Here is an 18,790-nt window from a genome sequence, read left to right on the forward strand (position 1 = left end):
TGACGTACCTCCATGCGCTTTCGCAAAACTCTGTCGGGGAAATTGCTAACAATCGGTGACCGGCACGGTAGTTTAGATACGGGGGCGCAGATGCGACACCTTTACCTCACGGCTCTCCCTGATCGCACCCTCTTCGCGGCTCTAGACGAAGAGTCCTTGCCGGAACGTACCTACCTCAGCCACCGCGGTGACAAGCTCAAGTTCTCTACGGAGAAGACCGAACTCAGCCGCGAGATCGAAGACGAGATTCTGTTGGAGGCCCGTAAGACGCTGGAGCGGAACGTGGGGAACATCTTGGGGGAGAAACCGAGGCTACTGCGCGTCGAAGAGAGAGAAGACTTACCCAAAGGACATGCGGTGGAGGTGTACGGTCGGGGAAGGACTAAGGAGGTCTTCGCTGGAAAGGTGAAGTTGGGAGAGAAGGTTCTACTGGCCTCGCACGGTACGGACTCCGAGGAGGCCAAAGAGGTCACGGAAGTCGCGGAACGTGTACTTAGTGATCTGCTCGGTCGCGTTATCGACCTCTACTACTCCTGAATCTTCTGTTCCACGGACCGCACTTTACCCTCCGCGGTTAGCTCCTTATCCCTGCGCTCGTCTATCTTGACAACGAACACGGCACGGTCCACCGCGCGCAATGCGGCCTTCCTAGCGATGCGGAGAGCCTCTAAAGTGTCCTCGAAGGTTTCCACCTCCACTACGGTGCCCATCGGGCCTACCTGCGGCTCGAATCAGGCTTCCTTCAGGGCTTTCACTACCTCGGCTATCTCATCGCTAACGCTCGGTGATCCGGTCCCGATCGGGTAGAACGAAATCTCCATTACTACCGCCACGGGTTCCGCCCCCTTAGCATCAGAATCGACGGGATCAATAAAGAATTGAAACTACCGGGCGGTCCCTAGCTATTCACCATGAGTACATCCTGGGGGCATCCGACGGCCGCCGAGCTCGCCGCGGAGTCGGATACGGTTCAGTCCCTAACACTTGACACTGGTTGACGATCCCGACCTAATGGTCATCGAGCTCACCATCGAGACCTTGGAAGAACTCGCCGATGAGGTCCGCTCGTTCGGTGCCGAGCCGCTCGTTGAGATGCCGGATCACTCGATACTGCTGGGCACCAGCGCGGATGAGATGGAGGAGATATTCCGGACGTCGGGATATGGGTTCACGGACGTCGGTCACGCTCTAACCGCGGAGGGTAGCCTTCGTACGTACTTGCAGCCCGATCTCCTCCGTTCACGACAACTCGGGCGACGGCGACAAGCACCTACAGTCCGGGACGAAATATTAGATTTCGAGGAGTTGCGAAGGGCACTGCACCAACGGGTGCTGTCCGTGGTGGGAATCCAGGAGAAGGAACGTGAGGTCGTGAAGACTGTTCGCGAGATCATTGAACGTCCTGAGGATTGAAACTATACGTGCGGGTGGCGGAGAAAATTGCCCCGCTAGATTTCAACAATTCTGCCTATGGCGTACGTGTCACGTACTGACACTATCTTCACTAGCACCTTATCACCCTTCTCCGCTTCTGGCACGAATATTACGAACCCATTAACCTTCGCGACACCATCACCTCGCTTCCCTGTATCCTCGATTTTCACCTCGTAGACGTCCCCAACATCCACGGGCTTGTCCTTCCCTTCCAAGCTTTCACACCTCCTTCACTTAGAACACATACTTCCCACGAATCCACATTACTTATAGTTTTCCCCAGTGTGTCTCCCGACGGCTCGGATGCGGACGCGGAACGTATTCCAACGTTAGCGCTCGCCATCCGCTACTTGGCAGCAATGGATGGGAAGACTCGATATGCCGATCCATTGTAGGATGAGCGGTCAGTCGGCTTTCTTGGCCAGACCGTCTAACGCTATCGCTTCACCGTCGATCAGAAGGAGTGGGTTCACGTCGAGTTCGGACCATCCTTTCCCCTTATACACCTCGTGGGCCGTGTTGACGACTTCGGCGAGGCGGTTAGGACCTATCTCGGAGAGTAATCGTTCACCTCCGGGCACTCTGCGGAGACTTCTCTCGACGTCCTCGCCGTCAACCGGTGGTCGCCGAACGATGTAGGCTCGAAGTTCTTCGACGAGTTTCCCTCCGAGACCGAGCAGTACGACGGTACCGAAGGTGTCGTCCTCCTTTATACCTAAGAAGGCCTCTATACCCTCGACGACGTTTAAATGCTCTTGAACGATGACACCGACTGCGTCGGACCAGCGCTCTAACAGTTCGGCCACACGTCGTTCGAGTCGCTTCTTGGATGGTACGGCCGTGTATATGGCACCGACACGGGCCCGATGCGTGACCCCAGGATGAAGGAGCTTGACTGTGTAGGGTGGATCGAACGGTACGTCGGATGCCTCCTCGGGGCGTTTGAGGACAGTGAATCGTGGCGTTTCGAGACCGCCCTCACGAAGTGCAGTGAGTACATCGTGCTCCAGAACGATCTCAGAGCTCACGACCTGATCAACTCCCCCATAACCTCGTTGAAGGCTTCACAGAACTGCTCTATGTCCTCCCGTGGAGCCGAAAACGCCACTCGGATGAACCCCTTACCGCGGCGTGGGCTGGTGTAGTAGCCCGTTCTCACGAAGATACCGTACTCGGAGTACAGTTTACCCACTACGGTTTTCGAGTCGATGTACCCGTACTCGGAGAAGTCGATCACGAGACAATTGGCGTGCGATGGATACACTGGTATCTTTATTCCGTCCCCTTCACACTCGCGCTTGATCAGACGCTGATTCCGCGTGACCTCCCTGAGCAGTCTCGGGATCCATCGATCACGAACTCTCAAGGCGGTGATGGCGGCTTCCTGAGCTATCATGTTTATCCCTAGCTTGCTCACCTTGTATTTAGATACCTGCTCCAGCAGTTTCTGCTCTCCGATCACAGCTCCGATCCGAAGGCCGGCGAGTCCGTACGTCTTGGAGAAACTGTACAAGTCGACGCAGCGTTCCGGGTCCATTTCACAGGCTACTGGCTGTTCCGGAGCGAAGTCCCTGTACGTACAGTCGTGTACTAGGAACGCGTCCGAGTCTTGGGCGAGCTCCACGAGACTCCGGAGCTCTCGATCGGACATGGAGCTGCCGAGCGGGTTGGAAGGGTTTATTACGAAAATGAGATCGAGCTCCCGGAGGTTGCCATCGAACTCCTCCATCACGGCGTCTGCAGTCATCTGATAGTTGAATTCCTCGGAATATATATCGACCTCCTGGACGTGAACTCCCTCCGCCATCATCATACTGTCAATAGTCTTGTACCCTGGATCCGGAGTTACGGCCACACCGTTGCTAGCGAACGCCCTGATGACGGCGTGGACGCCTTCGATAGCGCCGTTGGTTATCACAGCGTCGAAATCGTCGTCGAGTTCGAAGTACTCCAGGAGTCCCTCTCGAAGTCGACGGTCGCCCTGCGGGTGTGCGTACACGTTGTACGGTGCCTCCAGTGCGGCGCGCACCACCGCCCTGCGTACCTCCTCGGGCGGTCCCAGCCGGTTGGTGTTCTGGCCGAGCTCTATCACTTCGCCGGAATGTATCTTCCGGAATAGTTCGTCCGGTGAATCGGGAATCCAGTCGGCTGACACCGGCCTCACCCCGAGGACTTTAGACCGCCAGACTTTTGTGTAAATACCGAAAAGTATTGGGGGGTATCGGGATCGCGCCTTAGCGGCCGCGCCCGTGACATCCTGGAACTGGTGGTGAATAACTCCGGGATTACCGTCTCAGAGATCTCGAGACAGTTAGGACTCCATAGGAGTACGCTGGACCGATACATCAAGATCCTCAAAGATCTAGGACTCGTCGAGACTAAACCGGGGCGCGGGGGCGGTGTTTATCCGACCAAGGACGCCGTTCTTCTCGTGCGATCGGGTGGTAGAGTCACAATCGTCCGACGCGGCGGCGGTCATGCTAGGATATTGATCGAGGCAGAAGATCGGCCGGGATTACTCGCAGACGTCACCAACCGGTTGGCGAGCGCCGGCGTTAACATCTTAGAAACCGAGCTCAAGGTGGAGGATGGAATCGCCATCATGGAATTCGAAGCGGAGAACGTCGTTCATGAGGAAGTCCTTCAGGAACTCGATGGGCTGGAAGGTCTGATCCGCGTTGAAGTCGAACCGCGGGGGCGAAAGTAATCTGCCGCTCACCCCCTCCGAGGCGCTTCTGGAGATCTTAGGAGCGGCTAACGTCCTAGTTCCGAGATCGTACAAACCCGGGAGAGCTACAGGCCGCGCGGCGGTGAACAGGTTCGCACTGTACGCAGTCCGCAAGGGGCTAGGATTTGAGGCCGAAGAGAGACCCGTCAGAATCTACACCTCCTGGCGTGGGCTGTCGCTCGCGGTTCCCGGCGATGAGATTACCTCCGATTACCGGGCGACGCCGAGTGGTCAGGATGTACCTCCTGAAGAGCTCGCGGAAGCAGTACCGGACTACCCAGCCCGTCCACATTTCGTGGTAGACTACCGGTTCTGGGGTGAGCACTCCGACTTCGGCCGTACCAACCTGATACGTCAAACTGCCGTGACGGCTTCGACGCTCCGATTGTACCTTTCGGACCATCATATGAGCTTGGTCAACGTCACCCCCGAAGCCGAGGAGAGGTTCCTGAAGGCCTTTCCCTCCTTCGAGGGCGGGTTGTACGAGGACTGGGAGGACTTGATCGCCGAACTTAGTGTGGATAGAGTCATCCTCTTAGATCCCAACGCCGAAGAGGAACTCGACGAGAACGAAATACGGGAGGATACCGTCTTCGTACTTGGTGGGATCGTCGACGAGAATATGCGCGGATGGACTGCGAAGCTAGCTCCCGGCATCCCATGCGATGTCGAGCGACGTCGTATCACGCTCGGTGGTAGCATCGTCGGAGTTCCGGACAGGATCAACGCGCTCGTGGAGGCACTCTCTCGCGTAATCGTTGATGGTGAGTCACTGGAGCGGGCGATCCTACGGGTACAATCACCACGGTTCGCCAGACGACGTCTGAACATGGAACTGCGTAGGCTCGGCGAGCTCACAGGGGAGGAGTTGCGCCGGCTGCAAGAAGTGGTTAACCTCCCGAAGCGTGAGATACTGCTCGAGGCGCGCCGCCGGGGGATCGAGCTGAAGGTTGACCTGCAGGATGACTGAGCTCGGGTACGGAAAGGCCGAGAGATGCGAGATCGGGGACAAACCCGCCTGTAAGGTCGGCTTACGCGATGGGAAGCGGTTGATACACGACGCCCACCTGTCGCGACCCGAGCATTACTACTCCGTGTACCAGAGCTGCTGCAATTGGGAATGCTTGTTCTGTCATTCTTGGAAGTTCACGCAGCGTCCCGTAGGTACGTGGTGGAGCCCCGAGGACTTCGTCCGACACGCCCTGGAGTACCGCGAAACAGTCACAGTCTGGGAGCCGCGGAGTCGCGCCACGTCGTTCTACGCCATAGATCTGTGCCTGGGATGTGGTCAATGTGTGACGCTAGGTGAGAGGCCGGAGTGGTGTCCGGGCGAATTGGACCCGGATCAAGTAGTCCCCAGTCCCCAAGGGTGGGGGCCCGCGCGCAACATCGTGGCGTTCACGGGCGGTGACATCGTGTGTCGTCCCGAATTCTACGTTGAATCGATAAGGGGGCTCAAGTCCGAGACAGACGATCTCTGGGTTCTTCTCGAGACGAACGGGTTCGGATTGGTCCGAGAGAACGTGGAAGAGCTAGTCGCGGCTGGCTTAGACGCCGTCTGGCTCGATGTGAAGGCGTGGAAGGAAGACGTGCATCGAAAACTGACGGGGGCGACGAACCGCTATACCCTCGAGGCAATCGAGTTACTCGTCGAGCACGATGTGGTCCTCGAGGTGTGTACACTATACATTCCCGGCTACGTGGAGGCCGATCAGATCCTCAGAATCGCCGAGTACGTGGCGGACGTTGACCGGAACATTCCGTTCACGATCCTGGCATACTTCCCCGAGTACAAGCTCTCCGTGAGACCTCCAAAACGCTCTGAACTCGAGACAGCTGAGCGGTTGGCACGGGATGTGGCCGGACTGAAAAACGTGAAGATAGGCAACGAAGGCGTGGCCTTACCGGGTTAATTGGGAAACACGTCCCAGGAAGGAATAAACGTAATCCGCTCCCCGACGAATGTGGCCCCGACGAACGTGGGGGTGTTCGAAGGGATTGCCGAATCCGAGACCCGGTGTCCGTGCATCTGCAACGGGAAGTACCCGGCACCTGCGCTTACCGTGGACGGCATAGTACCCTATCGTGAGGGCATCGTGCTGGTACGACGTGGAAAGAAACCCTTCAAGGGCAAGCTGGCGCTGCCCGGAGGATTCGTGGAGTGCGGTGAAACGGTAGAAGAAGCGGTGGCTCGTGAGGTTAGGGAGGAAACGGGGCTCAAGGTCCGGCCTGTCGAGTTGGTGGGAGTGTACTCGGACCCAGAGCGTGATCCGCGAGGTCACGTCGTATCGGTGTGCTTCAAATGTGAGGTGGTAGGGGGTGAGTTACGAGCGGGCTCGGACGCGGCGGATGTGAAGGTCGTAGACCCTTCGGACTTAACTCCCGACGACCTCGCGTTCGACCACTACGATATGCTTCGGGACGCGGGGATCGTGCGTTGAGGAGGGGGTTGAAGATAGTAGCTTACGTAGCCGGCGGTCTGCTTCTGTGTACGGTGTCCGCGAACGCACTACTCGGCATACGTGAGCCCCCTAGGTTCGCCGAGATCGATAACCCGAGCTTCGGAGACCGAGTATTTCTTGCGATTTCAGGCCTGGTGGTGGGCATCATGGGAGTCAGTAGGGGCATCTGGGAACTGAGGAACGTCGAACGAGTTCGGGCGGCGCTCGGTCTCCTGAAGAAGGCCGAGCGTTACCTAGAGGAGGGTTCAGAGAGGATCCCGGCGAAGTACAACGCCGTGACCTACGCGCTGAGAGCTCTCAGATGTGTGAAAAACGCCGTCGGAATCCTGGAGGAGATTGAAGAGGAATTGGAGGGTCAGGAGAGAGAGCTGAAGGAAAAGGAGAAAGAGGAAGAAAAGTCGGAAAAAGAGTGGAAGAAGGAGAAAGTCGAGAATCGGGGTAGTTCCGATGTACGAACCGCTGAAAGAGGGGACGGAATCGGGGACGAGGATAGTGACGGTGGGTGTAGTCGTGGGGACGGAACCGCTGACAGTGGACGACGGGAAGAGGATCGTGGAGTGTCCGACAGTGGGGAAAGTGAAGGTTCTGGACGAGCGAGGTATGGAGATCGACGATCCGCCTGAGACAGGTGAGGTAGTGCGGGTCTTCGGTTCGATTACCGAGATCGGCGAGACCGTCAAGGTTGAGCCTCACGCGGTGCAGCGGCTGGGGATAGACCTGAAGTTGTGGAAGGACGTCCGGGAGGTTTTGAGGTAAGGGTTTATCTCTCACATCTTCGCGCCAGAGTGCATTGGGGTGCTCAAGTTGGTGGAGTTCAGAGCCTACCAGGAGGAGGCTAGATACTTCAAGTACGCGTTCAACGCGGCGGGTAAGGTGGTCGAAGAAGCCCCCTTGATCGTGACGGAGAACGGGATCGTGTCTAGGGCGATGGACGCCTCTCACATCGCTATGGCCGTGCTAGAGATGCCCTGGGAGATGTTCGACGAGTACGAACCCCCGAGCGACGAGCTGATGTACGGTCTCGACATGGAGGAGGTGACCCGGATAGTGCGGCGTGCGCGAGTTACGGACGAGATCACCTTGGAGGGTGAGGACGAGGATGAGGTGATAATAAAACTCGGATCCAGCGGCTACGAACGTGAGTTCAGGCTCCGGAGCATCGACGTCGATGACATTCCAGACGAGCCCGAGCTGGATTTCGCTGTCGAGGTTACCGTGGTGCCGGACTTCATCCAAGATGCCGTACGGGACGCGGATCTCGTCAGTGACACGGTCAAGGTCGGGGCGAAGGGTAACACGTTCTACTTCAAGGCAGAAGGAGAGCGTGGTCGCGTGATCCCGAAGGTCCAGGAAGGTGCGGAAGCGTTACTGACGTTCGAAGTCGAAGAGAATGTCGAAACCGCGTACCCGCTGGACTACTTGAAGGATATGATCCAGGCCGCTCAAGGTGCGGAGAGTGTTAGGATCAGGCTAGGTCAGGACATGCCTTTGGAACTGACATTCAGGATCGGCCCCGCAGGTGAAGGTAAGTTGACGTTTTACCTCGCGCCGAGAGTGGAGGAGTGAACTCTTCCTTCTTCTCGTCAGAATTCCGCATTGTCCGGGACAGGACCCTGGGCGGGGGTTAGCCCCCGTACAGGTACCTGTCGATGAGCGCTTTCGGGTACCCTACGTATGGTATTCTGAGAACTACCTTACCGCTGATCTCCTTGGGCCGGATTGGGCACCATGGGTCGGGCAACGGGTTGTTGTCTCCCTTGGTGATGACACCTTCCGGCGTTTTGGCTATCACCCTGTGGACAATAGGGATCGGTTTCCCCGGCAGTCGGTATACTATGACGTCTCCGACTTTGATGTCCCGGTACGGTACCCCAACGACCAGGAGCACGTCGCCGACGTTGTAGTACGGATACATACTCTCGGAGATCACTGTAACCACCGGATCGGGCGTACCCAGTACGAATCCGAGCCCGTACCTAAGGCCGTACCCCAGGGCCACTCCTAGGACCACGTAGAAGATCGCGGCTTTCCAGCCCCTGAGTTCTCTCACTTTCCTCCAGGCCCTCTTGACGTCCAACGCGGACCACCCCATGGACCACCGAGACGGGTCGAGAAATATCCACCGGACCGTGTGAAACCCTTACGTGCCGTTCCATTGCTGAAACTCTGCCACTTCAAACATATTTCATAACTGATATTAATCGAAGATAAGCTTAATATCTCTCCCGAAGCTTACCGAAGTGCGAGGGGTGATAACGTGGTCGAAGAAGATGTCGTCGAAATAACCTCGCGCTATCTGCGTAGGGATCCCGAAAAGATCGTCGAGATCTACGAGGCCCTCGGAATCGAGACGCTCTCGGATCTGGCCGCTGTCGATCCATCCACTATTTCGGACGCTTTCGGTGTGAAGGATAGTACAGCCAAGAAGATCGTCGCAGACGCCCGCGAGGAAGCCAGTAAGGGTATCATGGAGGCTAAGACCCTAGCGGATCTCCTGGAGGAAGAGAAGAAGCGTGACGTCATTCCCACGGGTATACAAGGTTTCGACGAGAGGATGGGTGGCGGACTGCCGACCGGCGTTATCGTCGGAATGTACGGACCGCCGGGTGCCGGTAAGTCACAGTTCGCCACTCAGGTGGCCGCGCACGCACTTAAGGAGGGAGAGTCGGTGCTCTACATCGACACCGAGAACGCCTTCCGACCGCAGCGTCTCTTAGAGATCGGAGGATTCAAAAAGGATGAACTGAAAGAGGTCTCCGATAGGTTCGTGCTGCGGCGCGTCATCGACGCTGCTGCGCTAAGACAGTACTTCGACGAGAAAGAGGGAGAGTTCATCAGCGAAGCTTACGAACTGACACCGAAGGTCGTAGTTATCGATTCCATATCACAGCCGTTCCGTCCGTACAGCGCCCGCGACAAGCTACCGGAGCGATCGCGTATGATCGCCCATATCTTGAACACACTGCTCAAGTACTGCACTGCTTACAACGCCCTCGGCATGGTTACCACCCACGTCCAGGCGAACCCGGATGCTTGGGGTAAGCGCTGGCAAGACGTGGCTCCAACGGTGCTCAAGCACATCGCCACGTATCGGTTCAGCATCGATTACAAGGGTAGGACTGAGCGGGTTATCACGCTCGAAGACGCCCCAGACAAGCCACCATTCGAGGTCGAAGTGGAGCTCACGGACCGTGGCTTAGTGGGTTAACCGCGCGATCCCCGGATGAGGATACAGCCGGGACCCCGAGGACCGATGCGGAGTGTGGCCGTAGCTGACGGGCCTTCACCTCCGCACACGCACTCTGAGCCCGTCGTGCGCTACGACTACCACTGGAAACACCTCTCGAGCCTCCTCCCTCATTCTTTCCGGATCTACCTTAGTGGACAGGTGCGTCAACACCAGTAGGTCGACTCCCGCCTTTCGAGCGACCTCGGCGGCCTCTAAGTGGGTCGAGTGCGAGTATCTCACAGCTTCCTCCTTGTTTTCGAAGCATGCCTCGTGTACCAACACCTGACAACCGCGGATGTTCTCGGGGTTGGCCGGACGACCGTCTCCCTTCACGTATACGGATATCTTACCGGGTTTCGTCAGTGAGTACGGGCGCTCACCGCGTAAAAGTACTTCACGCCGCTTCCATGTGGGTACCTTCCGTATATACTTCGGATCCGCCTTCCCGGGTATCTTCGGTGTTTCAATCCGATAGTCAACCGTAGGAACCTCGTGTTCCGACTCGTACACCAGCACCCGGAGGTCACCGATCTCCACCTCATCTCCCGGATTCACCTCCCGGTACTCAATCATCTCGAAGTCGGAAATGTCCAAAGTGGACTCAGAATCCGCGGCGGGACCGTAGACCTTCAACCTACGCCCGTGAAGAAGGTCCACGGTAGTCGCTAGGGGTAAGAGGCCCGCAACGTGATCGATGTGACAGTGGGTGAGCAGCACAGCGTCCACGTCGTAAATCGCGACACCTTGCTCCATAGCCTGACGCTGGGCGCCCTCCCCGCAGTCAATCAGGAGTTTGGTTCCGGAGAACTCCACCAACAGTCCCGGATGGTTCCGGTCCTTCGACGGGACAGCGCCGCCCGTTCCCAGAAAGTGCATCACCAGCTCACGGTCCACGACACATCCCCCGGACCTGAGGGGAGACAAATCGATGTTCTCCTCCAGAAGCAGCGATTGGTAAGTCGTCTCAAAGAAGTTCACTCCCTACAGGGCCCTACCGTCGCTTTCACTACCCGCTCGGTCTTTCCTCGAAACGCCTCGCCTTCCGTTAGTTCTCGTAAAATGAATTGGCCGCGTAATCTGCGTAGAGCCGTTTGGCTTCCTCGTGTTGAAGTTGAACTCTGAATCCCGAGCCTTGAGATACGTCGGCTCCATCCCGTAGGCGCGGAGGACCGTCAACTACCCGCCGACCACAACCCGGTGCTCGGATCCTAGGATGCCGGCCTGTACAGAATCCAGGCTTCTTGGGGGTAAGTTTCCACCATCGACGATCGATCGAACCCCGAAGTCTCGCTGGAAATAGCGTTGCGGTTTCTGCATGACGTCTACCGAAGGCAACATGAGTCCGCCGTTCGGCTGGTATTGAGGGTTGCCGTACCGATTCGGCCGGGGTCAATGGCTATGACCGAAGGGTTCGAGGCGCTACCGGACGACGTACAGAGAGTGGTGTACTCGAGGTTTAAGGAGCCCACTCCACCCCAACGCGTAGCGATACCCGAGATTATTGACGGGAAGAACGTCTTGGTAATAGCCCCTACCAGCTCCGGCAAGACCGAGACCGCGGTACTACCTGTATTCTCAATGGTACGTGAACTCGACGAGCCTGGAATCAAGGCGCTCTACATCACTCCGTTGCGGGCCCTTAACAGGGACATACTACGAAGGATTCGATGGTGGGGGGAAAAGCTGGGTCTCGAGGTCGCGGTGCGCCACGGCGACACCCCGCAGAGCGAGCGGAGGCGTCAGGCGGAGGACCCACCGGACGTACTGCTCACGACTCCCGAGACCCTCCAAGCTATACTACCGGGTAAGCGCATGCGTGAGCACCTCTCCCACGTACGTCACGTTATCGTGGATGAAGTTAACGAGCTCGCCATGGACAAGCGCGGTGTACAACTGACGCTCGGACTGGAACGACTCGCCGAAGTGGCGGGTGATTTCCAACGTATCGGCCTCTCCGCCGCAGTAGGCTCGCCCGACCGCGTGGGTAAGTTCCTCGTCGGTGATCGCGACGTCGAGGTGTTGGAGATCGAGGCCGAGCGTTACCTGGACGTTTCCGTAGCTCACCCGACTGGACCGCACGAGGTTAAGGAACGGCTGGAACTGATCCACGAGCTGGCGAAGGAACGTGACTCCGTCCTCGTGTTCACCAATACCAGACAGATGGCCGAGCTACTCGCAACTCGTCTGAAAACTGAGTATGATGACGTTGAGGTGGAGATACATCACAGCTCAATATCGAGAGAGAAGCGCATGGAGGTCGAAAAAAGGTTCAAAAAAGGTGAGATCGACATCCTCGTATGCACCAGCTCACTGGAGCTCGGTATCGACATAGGTCACGTGGACTTGGTGATCCAGTACGGCTCGCCGCGTCAAGTAACACGACTCACGCAGCGAGTGGGGCGCGCGGGCCGTCGGCGTAAACGGGCTGAAGGTCTCGTGATAACGTCGAACCCCGACGATCTTGCGGAAGCTGCAGTGATATGTCGTCGGGCTCTGAAGGGATCCTTGGAGCCCACTGATATCCCTGAAGGTTGCTTGGACGTCCTCGCCCACCAGCTCGTGGGGTTGTGCCTGGACGGGCACCAAGTCACCATAGATTACACGCTGGAGGTGTTCAGACGCGCTTACCCATACCGCCACCTCGACGCTGAGACGCTCCGAGAGGTGGCCGAGTTCCTGGACGATATCGAGGTGCTCCGGGTGCGCGGTGACCGAGTGTACCGGACGAAGGACGCCTGGAAGTACTACTACTCGAACTTGAGCATGATCCCCGACGAGCGACACTACAGAGTGGTTACGGAGAACGGTGGACACGTTAGCGTCCTCGACGAGCCGTTCGTCCTCGAGTATTTAAAACCCGGTATCAAATTCATCTGCGCCGGTAGACCGTGGATCGTGCAGGACGTGGATCATGACCGCTACGAGGTGTTGGTGACGCCGGCCGAGGCCGTGGAGGGCGCCATACCCTCATGGGTTGGCGAGGAGATCCCCGTCCCGTACGAGGTGGCGCGCGAGGTGGGGGAAGGGATCGGGCGGGTCGAGGCGGCGCTGGAGGAGGGGTTCACCGAGGCCGTCGAGGTTGCGGCCGAAACCTTCGGTCTAGGACGTCGAGAGGCTAAGGTACTAGCCGACCTAATCCGTAGACAGCGGGATCACTCATCGGTGCCGCTTCCAGGGAGGCCCGTCATCGAGGATCTGGGTGGGACCCTGGTTATCCACGTGTACGGTGGTACGAACCCCAACCGCACCCTGGAGAAGGTCCTCGGGACTCTGATCTCGGGACGTCTGGGGACGACGGTCAGGACGTACTCGACTCCGTACAAGATCGTGATCTCGGCGGAGAAGCGGGCGGGACTCGACGCGGACCTCCTAGTGGAGTGTTTGGAGACGCTGCCTTCCGACGAACGCGGGTTCCACACCCTCACGCTCAGAATCGTCGAGAAATCCGAGGTCTTCAAGCGTCGACTGGTGCACGTCCTGAAGCGCTTCGGTGCGATAGAGCCGGACGCCGACTACAGGGACGTCTCACCACGACGTCTACTGAAGGCGTTCAAGGGGACGCCCCCGTACTACGAGACGGTCTCAGAAGTCGAGCGGGATCTCGACACCTCCGTGGCGTTCCGACTGGTGAAGGAGTTGGAGGAGAAGGCGGAGATCGTTCGAGTGCGTGACCCTTCCCCGTTCGCTGAGCACGTGTTGGAGGGACTCGGAGAGGTGGGGCGCGTGACCTCAGGACTCCTAGCCGCGCAGGTCGAGACGCTCAAGCGGGATCTGGAACGACGCAAGCTGTGGCTCGGCTGCCCGAACTGCGGCTGGCGTGGTCGACGCTCCGTCGAGACCGTCAAGGAGGAGGGTCTCGAATGTCCCGACTGCGGCGCCACGTACCTAATCGCCGCCAAGACAGAGGAGGGTCTAGAAAAGCTGCTGAAGAACTCCGAGCGCGCCCGGCGGGTGGCCGATCTGCTTGAGTCATACGGTGTCAAGGCTCTGGAAGCCCTCGCGGTGCCTGGTGTCGGGCCCGAGGCCGCGGCCAAGGTGCTCCGATCGACCGGCGGACGTGAGCCACACTTCTATCGTGAGCTACTGCAGGAGCGCCTCCGTTACCTCCGCACCCGTCGGTTCTGGGACTAGATCGGTAGGTAAGAGAGCCCGAGGAACGTCAGCAGAAGGAAGAACAATCCCGCAATCCCGACGGTCCCGATGAAAGGTACCGGTATCCCTATAGGAGGTGACGGATCCTCCCCGCTCTCCACACCGTTCAGTGGTGTCCGCGTCTCGACGTCTCCCGTCACCGGTGTGTCGTAGCGGATTCGGGTCACACCGCCGAGATCCAGGAACGGTTTGGAAACCGCGACGGCGACGGGGTACCCTCCCAGAACGGCCTTCCACAGCTCTTCCGTGAACGCCACCAGGGAGTCGTCGGGTAGGCCGGTCAACAAGACGACCGTTAGGGTACGACCGCGCTTAGAGGACACGATAACCGTCAATGGAGAGATAGCGCCGGAGATTGCCGAGTACAACCTGTTCACGACCTCCACGGGCCCGAAGAACTCCAGGATTCCGGGGTGAAGGTTGGAAAGGAAGAGGCCGTAAGGGACCAGCAAAAGCTCCCCTACGTTGCTCGTGGACTCGTCGTCCACGACGAAGTATCGACTAGATCCCTCTTGAACGGCCCCTAGGACGAGTACCGCGTGGTACGCCGGAGGACGACTCAACAGCGAGACCACAGTTACCTCGAACACCTTCGAGACTGCATCCGGGCTCGCGATCGCCTGGAAGGCGTCGATGATGTCGAGGTTATCGTCGTCGTGTTCCCCCGTGGCCGAACTCTCGTACTGTAGTGGAGTCACGGGGTCTCCGTTCCACCATCCCATGGCGACACCTAAGTTATACAAGTCCACCGCGCACGCCTCCGCACACCAGATCCTGTCAACGCGCCCATCCCCGTCGATATCGGACCCAAAAGAGGTGTTCGGAGCATCGAACTCCGGGTCTAAGTAGTAATGACCGGAGATGAATCCTCCCACTCGAGCGTGAGCGGGCGTCATCGCGATGGATACTGCGATTATTAGCACTAGGGTGGGCAACATTCGTGTTCACCTCTCGGGTTCGAAGAGCGCCAGATAGGACGTTCTCATCCCCGAGAACAGCGTCCCTCGTCGGAGGACCTTTCCCTCCCCCCATACCATGCATATGCAGGATCGTCGCCAGCCGTCGAGCGCCTTGACAGCCACGGAGAAGGTCTCAGGCGTGACAGCGTTTAGCAGTATCGCGCGTCGCACGCGCTCGGCGAGGGCGAGGAGCACTTCTTCCAGCCGCTCGGAACCGGATACGACGGCGGCGTCCACCTTGCCCACGTCCTCCAGGACCTCTGGGGCCCACCCGCGTACTATCTCTATACGATCCCTCAGGCAGAAGTCCCGAACGTTCCGCTCCAACGATCGGATCGCTTCCTCGTTTCCTTCCACCGCGTACACGCGGCCCAGAGGTCCTACCGCCCGGGCCAGCTCGAGGGTTAGCGAGCCCGATCCCGCGCCGATCTCGAGGATTCTCTCGCCCGGTCGCGGTCGAAGTACGGCCAGTACCGTCGCTTTCATCACCGGCTTGGTGGGGCCTGGGACACCCTTTATGACCAAGTCAGAGGGGTCCACGACATTGAACACTGGAGCACCCACCCTATACGGAGTGGGCTTGGGCCCCGGGGATCCCGACCTGCTGACTCGTAAGGCGGTTAAGATTATAAAGAAGGTACCTGTCGTGATGGTGCCCTTCGTAGGCGCGGAGAGTCGAGCCGCCAGGATAGTGCGCGCCGTCGACCCGGAAGCCACAGTGGTTGGTTACTACGCACCGATGACCAGAGACCCGGAGGAACGTGATCGAGCGTACTCGAAGGCCGCTAAAACCCTGGCGAAACTGCTCGAGCGGTTTCACGAGGTGGCGGTCTGTAACCTCGGAGATCCTACCCTATACGCCACATTCTGGCACATCGTGGAGCGGATCCCGCTAGAGGACTTCGAGATAGAGCTGGTCCCTGGGATTCCCGCGGGACTCCTTTGTGCGGCCCGCATCGGCCGTCCCTTAGCGATGGAAAGTGATAAGGTCCTCATCTGCACTCGGGAACCGCCGGAAGACCTTGAAAGCACGGACACGGTGATACTCTATAAACCGACCCGGCGAGGCATCGAGAGGCTCCTCCGGAAGGGGTTCGAGGTCTACGCGTGCCGGGATCTGGGGTTCAAGGGAGAGCGAGTGGAGCGTGTAAGCGCGGCCGAGTTCGAGCCCAATTACCTGTGCACGATAGTCGCCCTCCGACCTTGAGGTGGCGGGGGCCGGGTTTTTACACGGTGACTACCCGAGAAGTTCGGGGGCGAGTGTTGCTCCGTACGGTGTGGGTAGATTACGCCAGGAAGGGCGAACCCGATGTCATCTTAGTAGGTCGGCGGGAGGACGGGAACCCGGCTACCCTCGTCGTTAAGGGGTTTCGTCCTTACTTCTACGCGGAGGTGGAGGATGGGTTCGATCCGTCCGAGGTGGAGCGTCTGAGTGGTGTAGTGGAGGTCGAAGAAGCCCTGTTGAAGCACCCCTACGGCGGCGACCGGGTGGAGCTCCTACGGATCGTCGCCACGCACCCTAAGGTCGTTCCCAAACTGCGCGAGCATGTCAAGAAGCTGGACGGCGTGAAGGAAATCTACGAAGCGGATATCCCCTTCGTACGCCGTGCCGCCGTCGACCTCAATCTGCCGCCCGCGTCCGAGGTCGACGTCTCTGACCTGGACAAGGGATCCTGGTCCGGACTTCCATCGTACTTCGCGGACGTCGAGGACGCCCGTGAGTTGGACCACCGCCCCTATCCGATCGAAGACCTCGTCGTCGCCAGCTTCGACCTCGAGGTGTTGGCGGAACCCGGAACGACGATTAAGGGAGCTTCGGGCCCTATCATCGCCATCAGCTTCGCGTACAGGACGCCTGATGGGGAGCGCCATAACTACGTGATTACCTGGAAGGGAGAAGACGAGTCGTTCGAAGTGGACGGAGTGGAAACCGAGGTCATCGTGTGCAGGTCGGAAGCCGCCGCGCTGCGGAGGTTCTTCGACGAGTTCCGCCGTGTCGATCCCGACGTAGTGTTCACCTACAACGGGGACGAGTTCGACCTGCCGTACCTGCAACATCGGGCCAGGAAGCTGGGTATCGACGTCTCTCCCCTGGCGCGGCCGGCGGGCAAGCGTGGGATCATACTGAAGCACGGGGGTGGCCGTTACGCCTCCGATATTTTCGGACGGGCTCACGTCGATCTGTACCACACGGCGAGGAAGAACCTCAAGCTGGAACGCTTCACGCTTGAGGAGGCCGTCAAGGACGTGCTCGGTGTGGAGAAGGGGGAGATGGAGCTAGCCGACATCAACGAGGCCTGGAAGCGCGGTGATCTGGACGAACTGATGAGGTATTCGGCCGAGGACGCTCACTACACCCTCGAGCTGGGACTCGAGCTGGCACAGGTCGAGCTGGAGCTCTCCTACCTGACACGACTGCCGCTGCCGGATGCGACTCGCTTCAGCTTCGGGCAGCTCGCGGAATGGAGGGCCATCTACAAAGCGCGCAAGGAGGATATCCTGATACCGAACAAGCCGACTCGAGACGAGTACAAGCGGCGGCGTCGCAAGGCGTACAAGGGAGCGATAGTGTTCGAGCCCGAGATAGGGCTCCACGAGAACGTGGTCTGCGTGGACTTCGCCAGTCTGTATCCCAACGTGATGGTCGCACACAACATCTCGCCCGACACGTTCGACTGCGACTGTTGTCCGCGCGTGACCGTCGAGGAGGTGGACAACCCCACGGACGCGACCGTGGCGCCGGACGTGGGTCATAAGTTCTGTAGTCGGCGTAAGGGTTTCTTCCCCCGGCTCGTGGAAAGACTCATCGAACGCCGGCGTGAACTCAAACGCCGTCTCCGGGAGCTCGACATTGAGTCGCATCCTCACGAGGCTAAGATCCTCGACGTACGACAGCAGGCGTACAAGGTCCTGGCCAACAGCTACTACGGCTACATGGGCTGGGCTAACGCGCGCTGGTACTGCCGTGAGTGTGCCGAGAGCGTCACTGCTTGGGGTCGCTACTACATCAGCGAGGTTCGAAGGATCGCGGAGGAGAAGTACGGGTTGAAGGTCGTGTACGGGGACACGGACTCGCTGTTCGTGAAGTTGCCTGACGCGGACTTGGAGGAAACCATCGATCGGGTGAAGGAGTTCCTGAAAGACGTCAACGGCCGCCTCTCCGTGGAACTGGAGCTGGAGGACGCCTACAAAAGGATCCTGTTCGTGACTAAGAAGAAGTACGCTGGGTACACCGAGGACGGGAAGATCGTTACGAAAGGTCTGGAAATGGTACGACGGGACTGGGCGCCCGTCGCCAGGGAGACGCAGCGTCGAGTCTTGAAGCGGATCTTAGCCGACAACGACCCTGAGGCGGCACTGAAGGAGATTCACGAAGTACTCGAGAGGCTGAAGTCAGGCGACGTCGACATCGAGGAGCTCGCGGTTACGTCCCAGCTCACGAAGAAGCCCTCAGAGTACGTTCAGAAGGGTCCCCACGTCAGGGCCGCGTTACGGCTCGCTCGGCATCTCGGAGTGGAGCCCGAACCGGGCACCATCGTGAGGTACGTCATCGTCCGCGGTCCAGGTAGTGTCAGCGACAAGGCGTATCCTGTGGAGCTGGTGCGGGAGGGGGAGAAGGAACCCGACGTCGATTACTACATCGAGCACCAGATACTGCCGGCCGTGGAGCGTATCATGCAGGCGATAGGTTATTCCCGCGGACAGATCGTCGGTGAGACGGCCTCGCAGAAGACGCTGGATCAGTTCTTCGGCTGACGGGATGACGAGAGCGCCCCTAAGTGATCCGTGATCGGCTTCACCCTGGCCGACCGTGGGTGTTCTCCTT

Annotated in this window: 19 protein-coding genes and 2 pseudogenes; 13 read left to right on the forward strand and 8 right to left on the reverse strand. The window is 58.8% G+C overall.

Annotation, left to right across the window (positions count from 1 at the left end):
* Positions 1 to 90: 90 nt before the first annotated feature.
* On the forward strand, positions 91 to 537 hold the full coding sequence (locus BW921_RS06805) for a hypothetical protein (protein ID WP_148689108.1): 447 nt from the start codon (positions 91 to 93) through the stop codon (positions 535 to 537).
* Here BW921_RS06805 and BW921_RS06810 read toward each other — a convergent pair.
* Positions 528 to 713 (reverse strand): annotated as a pseudogene (locus BW921_RS06810) (thiamine-binding protein); the annotation flags it as partial. The gene BW921_RS06805 and the pseudogene BW921_RS06810 overlap by 10 nt on opposite strands.
* 271 nt (positions 714 to 984) lie before the next feature.
* Between BW921_RS06810 and BW921_RS06815 the strand changes: the two are divergent.
* The gene (locus BW921_RS06815; RefSeq protein ID WP_148689110.1) at positions 985 to 1,413 is read left to right on the forward strand and encodes a hypothetical protein; all 429 of its coding nucleotides are present in this window, start codon (positions 985 to 987) and stop codon (positions 1,411 to 1,413) included.
* 35 nt (positions 1,414 to 1,448) lie between these two features.
* Here BW921_RS06815 and BW921_RS06820 read toward each other — a convergent pair whose 3' ends face one another.
* The 3 genes from BW921_RS06820 to BW921_RS06830 all read right to left on the reverse strand — a co-directional run bounded on the left by BW921_RS06820 (position 1,449) and on the right by BW921_RS06830 (position 3,589).
* Positions 1,449 to 1,649 carry a TRAM domain-containing protein gene (locus tag BW921_RS06820; RefSeq protein WP_148689111.1) on the reverse strand — a complete coding sequence of 67 codons (201 nt, stop codon included), beginning with the start codon at positions 1,647 to 1,649 and terminating at the stop codon, positions 1,449 to 1,451.
* Between the two features lie 189 nt (positions 1,650 to 1,838).
* The gene (locus tag BW921_RS06825) at positions 1,839 to 2,462 is read right to left on the reverse strand and encodes an acetate--CoA ligase family protein (RefSeq protein ID WP_148689112.1); all 624 of its coding nucleotides are present in this window, start codon (positions 2,460 to 2,462) and stop codon (positions 1,839 to 1,841) included.
* Complete coding sequence (locus BW921_RS06830; RefSeq protein WP_168168828.1) at positions 2,459 to 3,589, reverse strand: pyridoxal phosphate-dependent aminotransferase; 1,131 nt, start codon at positions 3,587 to 3,589, stop codon at positions 2,459 to 2,461. The genes BW921_RS06825 and BW921_RS06830 overlap by 4 nt, the downstream gene beginning before the upstream one ends.
* A gap of 93 nt (positions 3,590 to 3,682) precedes the next feature.
* Here BW921_RS06830 and BW921_RS08035 point away from each other — a divergent pair.
* From BW921_RS08035 to pcn, 7 genes and pseudogenes are all read left to right on the forward strand, one after another.
* Positions 3,683 to 4,141 (forward strand): annotated as a pseudogene (locus BW921_RS08035) (HTH domain-containing protein); the annotation flags it as partial.
* Entirely contained in the window at positions 4,113 to 5,132 is a 1,020-nt protein-coding gene (locus BW921_RS06840) for a hypothetical protein (RefSeq protein ID WP_148689115.1), read from the forward strand. The pseudogene BW921_RS08035 and the gene BW921_RS06840, both read left to right, overlap by 29 nt.
* Positions 5,113 to 6,075 carry a radical SAM protein gene (locus BW921_RS06845; protein ID WP_236953738.1) on the forward strand — a complete coding sequence of 321 codons (963 nt, stop codon included), beginning with the start codon at positions 5,113 to 5,115 and terminating at the stop codon, positions 6,073 to 6,075. Before BW921_RS06840 ends, BW921_RS06845 begins: the two co-directional genes overlap by 20 nt.
* 72 nt (positions 6,076 to 6,147) lie before the next feature.
* Entirely contained in the window at positions 6,148 to 6,603 is a 456-nt protein-coding gene (locus tag BW921_RS06850) for an NUDIX hydrolase (protein WP_210400452.1), read from the forward strand.
* Entirely contained in the window at positions 6,600 to 7,247 is a 648-nt protein-coding gene (locus BW921_RS06855; RefSeq protein ID WP_148689116.1) for a hypothetical protein, read from the forward strand. Before BW921_RS06850 ends, BW921_RS06855 begins: the two co-directional genes overlap by 4 nt.
* Positions 7,201 to 7,380, forward strand: coding sequence for a hypothetical protein (locus tag BW921_RS06860; RefSeq protein WP_148689117.1), 180 nt, complete (start codon positions 7,201 to 7,203; stop codon positions 7,378 to 7,380). Before BW921_RS06855 ends, BW921_RS06860 begins: the two co-directional genes overlap by 47 nt.
* A 51-nt stretch (positions 7,381 to 7,431) precedes the next feature.
* A complete protein-coding gene (pcn, locus tag BW921_RS06865; RefSeq protein WP_236953828.1) occupies positions 7,432 to 8,190 on the forward strand; it encodes a proliferating cell nuclear antigen (pcna) in 759 nt (252 codons plus the stop codon).
* Between the two features lie 58 nt (positions 8,191 to 8,248).
* Here pcn and BW921_RS06870 read toward each other — a convergent pair whose 3' ends face one another.
* On the reverse strand, positions 8,249 to 8,701 hold the full coding sequence (locus BW921_RS06870; protein ID WP_168168831.1) for a signal peptidase I: 453 nt from the start codon (positions 8,699 to 8,701) through the stop codon (positions 8,249 to 8,251).
* Between the two features lie 180 nt (positions 8,702 to 8,881).
* On the opposite strand from BW921_RS06870, the gene BW921_RS06875 reads away from it, so the two are divergent.
* Positions 8,882 to 9,832, forward strand: a complete 951-nt coding sequence (locus BW921_RS06875) for an ATPase domain-containing protein (RefSeq protein ID WP_148689120.1) — start codon at positions 8,882 to 8,884, stop codon at positions 9,830 to 9,832.
* Positions 9,833 to 9,907: 75 nt separating this feature from the next.
* Here BW921_RS06875 and BW921_RS06880 read toward each other — a convergent pair whose 3' ends face one another.
* Positions 9,908 to 10,747, reverse strand: a complete 840-nt coding sequence (locus BW921_RS06880) for an MBL fold metallo-hydrolase (protein WP_148689121.1) — start codon at positions 10,745 to 10,747, stop codon at positions 9,908 to 9,910.
* Between the two features lie 504 nt (positions 10,748 to 11,251).
* Between BW921_RS06880 and BW921_RS06885 the strand changes: the two genes are divergently transcribed.
* Entirely contained in the window at positions 11,252 to 13,984 is a 2,733-nt protein-coding gene (locus BW921_RS06885) for a DEAD/DEAH box helicase (RefSeq protein WP_168168832.1), read from the forward strand.
* Here BW921_RS06885 and BW921_RS06890 read toward each other — a convergent pair.
* Complete coding sequence (locus BW921_RS06890; protein WP_148689123.1) at positions 13,981 to 14,940, reverse strand: hypothetical protein; 960 nt, start codon at positions 14,938 to 14,940, stop codon at positions 13,981 to 13,983. The genes BW921_RS06885 and BW921_RS06890 overlap by 4 nt on opposite strands.
* Before the next feature lie 9 nt (positions 14,941 to 14,949).
* Positions 14,950 to 15,504 (reverse strand): precorrin-6Y C5,15-methyltransferase (decarboxylating) subunit CbiT, encoded by a 555-nt coding sequence (gene cbiT, locus BW921_RS06895; protein WP_269466713.1) that lies wholly within the window; start codon positions 15,502 to 15,504, stop codon positions 14,950 to 14,952.
* 4 nt (positions 15,505 to 15,508) lie between these two features.
* Between cbiT and BW921_RS06900 the strand changes: the two genes are divergently transcribed.
* The gene (locus BW921_RS06900) at positions 15,509 to 16,171 is read left to right on the forward strand and encodes a precorrin-2 C(20)-methyltransferase (RefSeq protein WP_168168835.1); all 663 of its coding nucleotides are present in this window, start codon (positions 15,509 to 15,511) and stop codon (positions 16,169 to 16,171) included.
* Between the two features lie 56 nt (positions 16,172 to 16,227).
* On the forward strand, positions 16,228 to 18,720 hold the full coding sequence (locus tag BW921_RS06905; protein WP_168168836.1) for a DNA-directed DNA polymerase: 2,493 nt from the start codon (positions 16,228 to 16,230) through the stop codon (positions 18,718 to 18,720).
* Positions 18,721 to 18,790: the final 70 nt, after the last annotated feature.

The sequence above is a fragment of the Methanopyrus sp. SNP6 genome (assembly GCF_002201895.1).
Classification (GTDB): Archaea; JAADCQ01; Methanopyri; order Methanopyrales; family Methanopyraceae; genus Methanopyrus.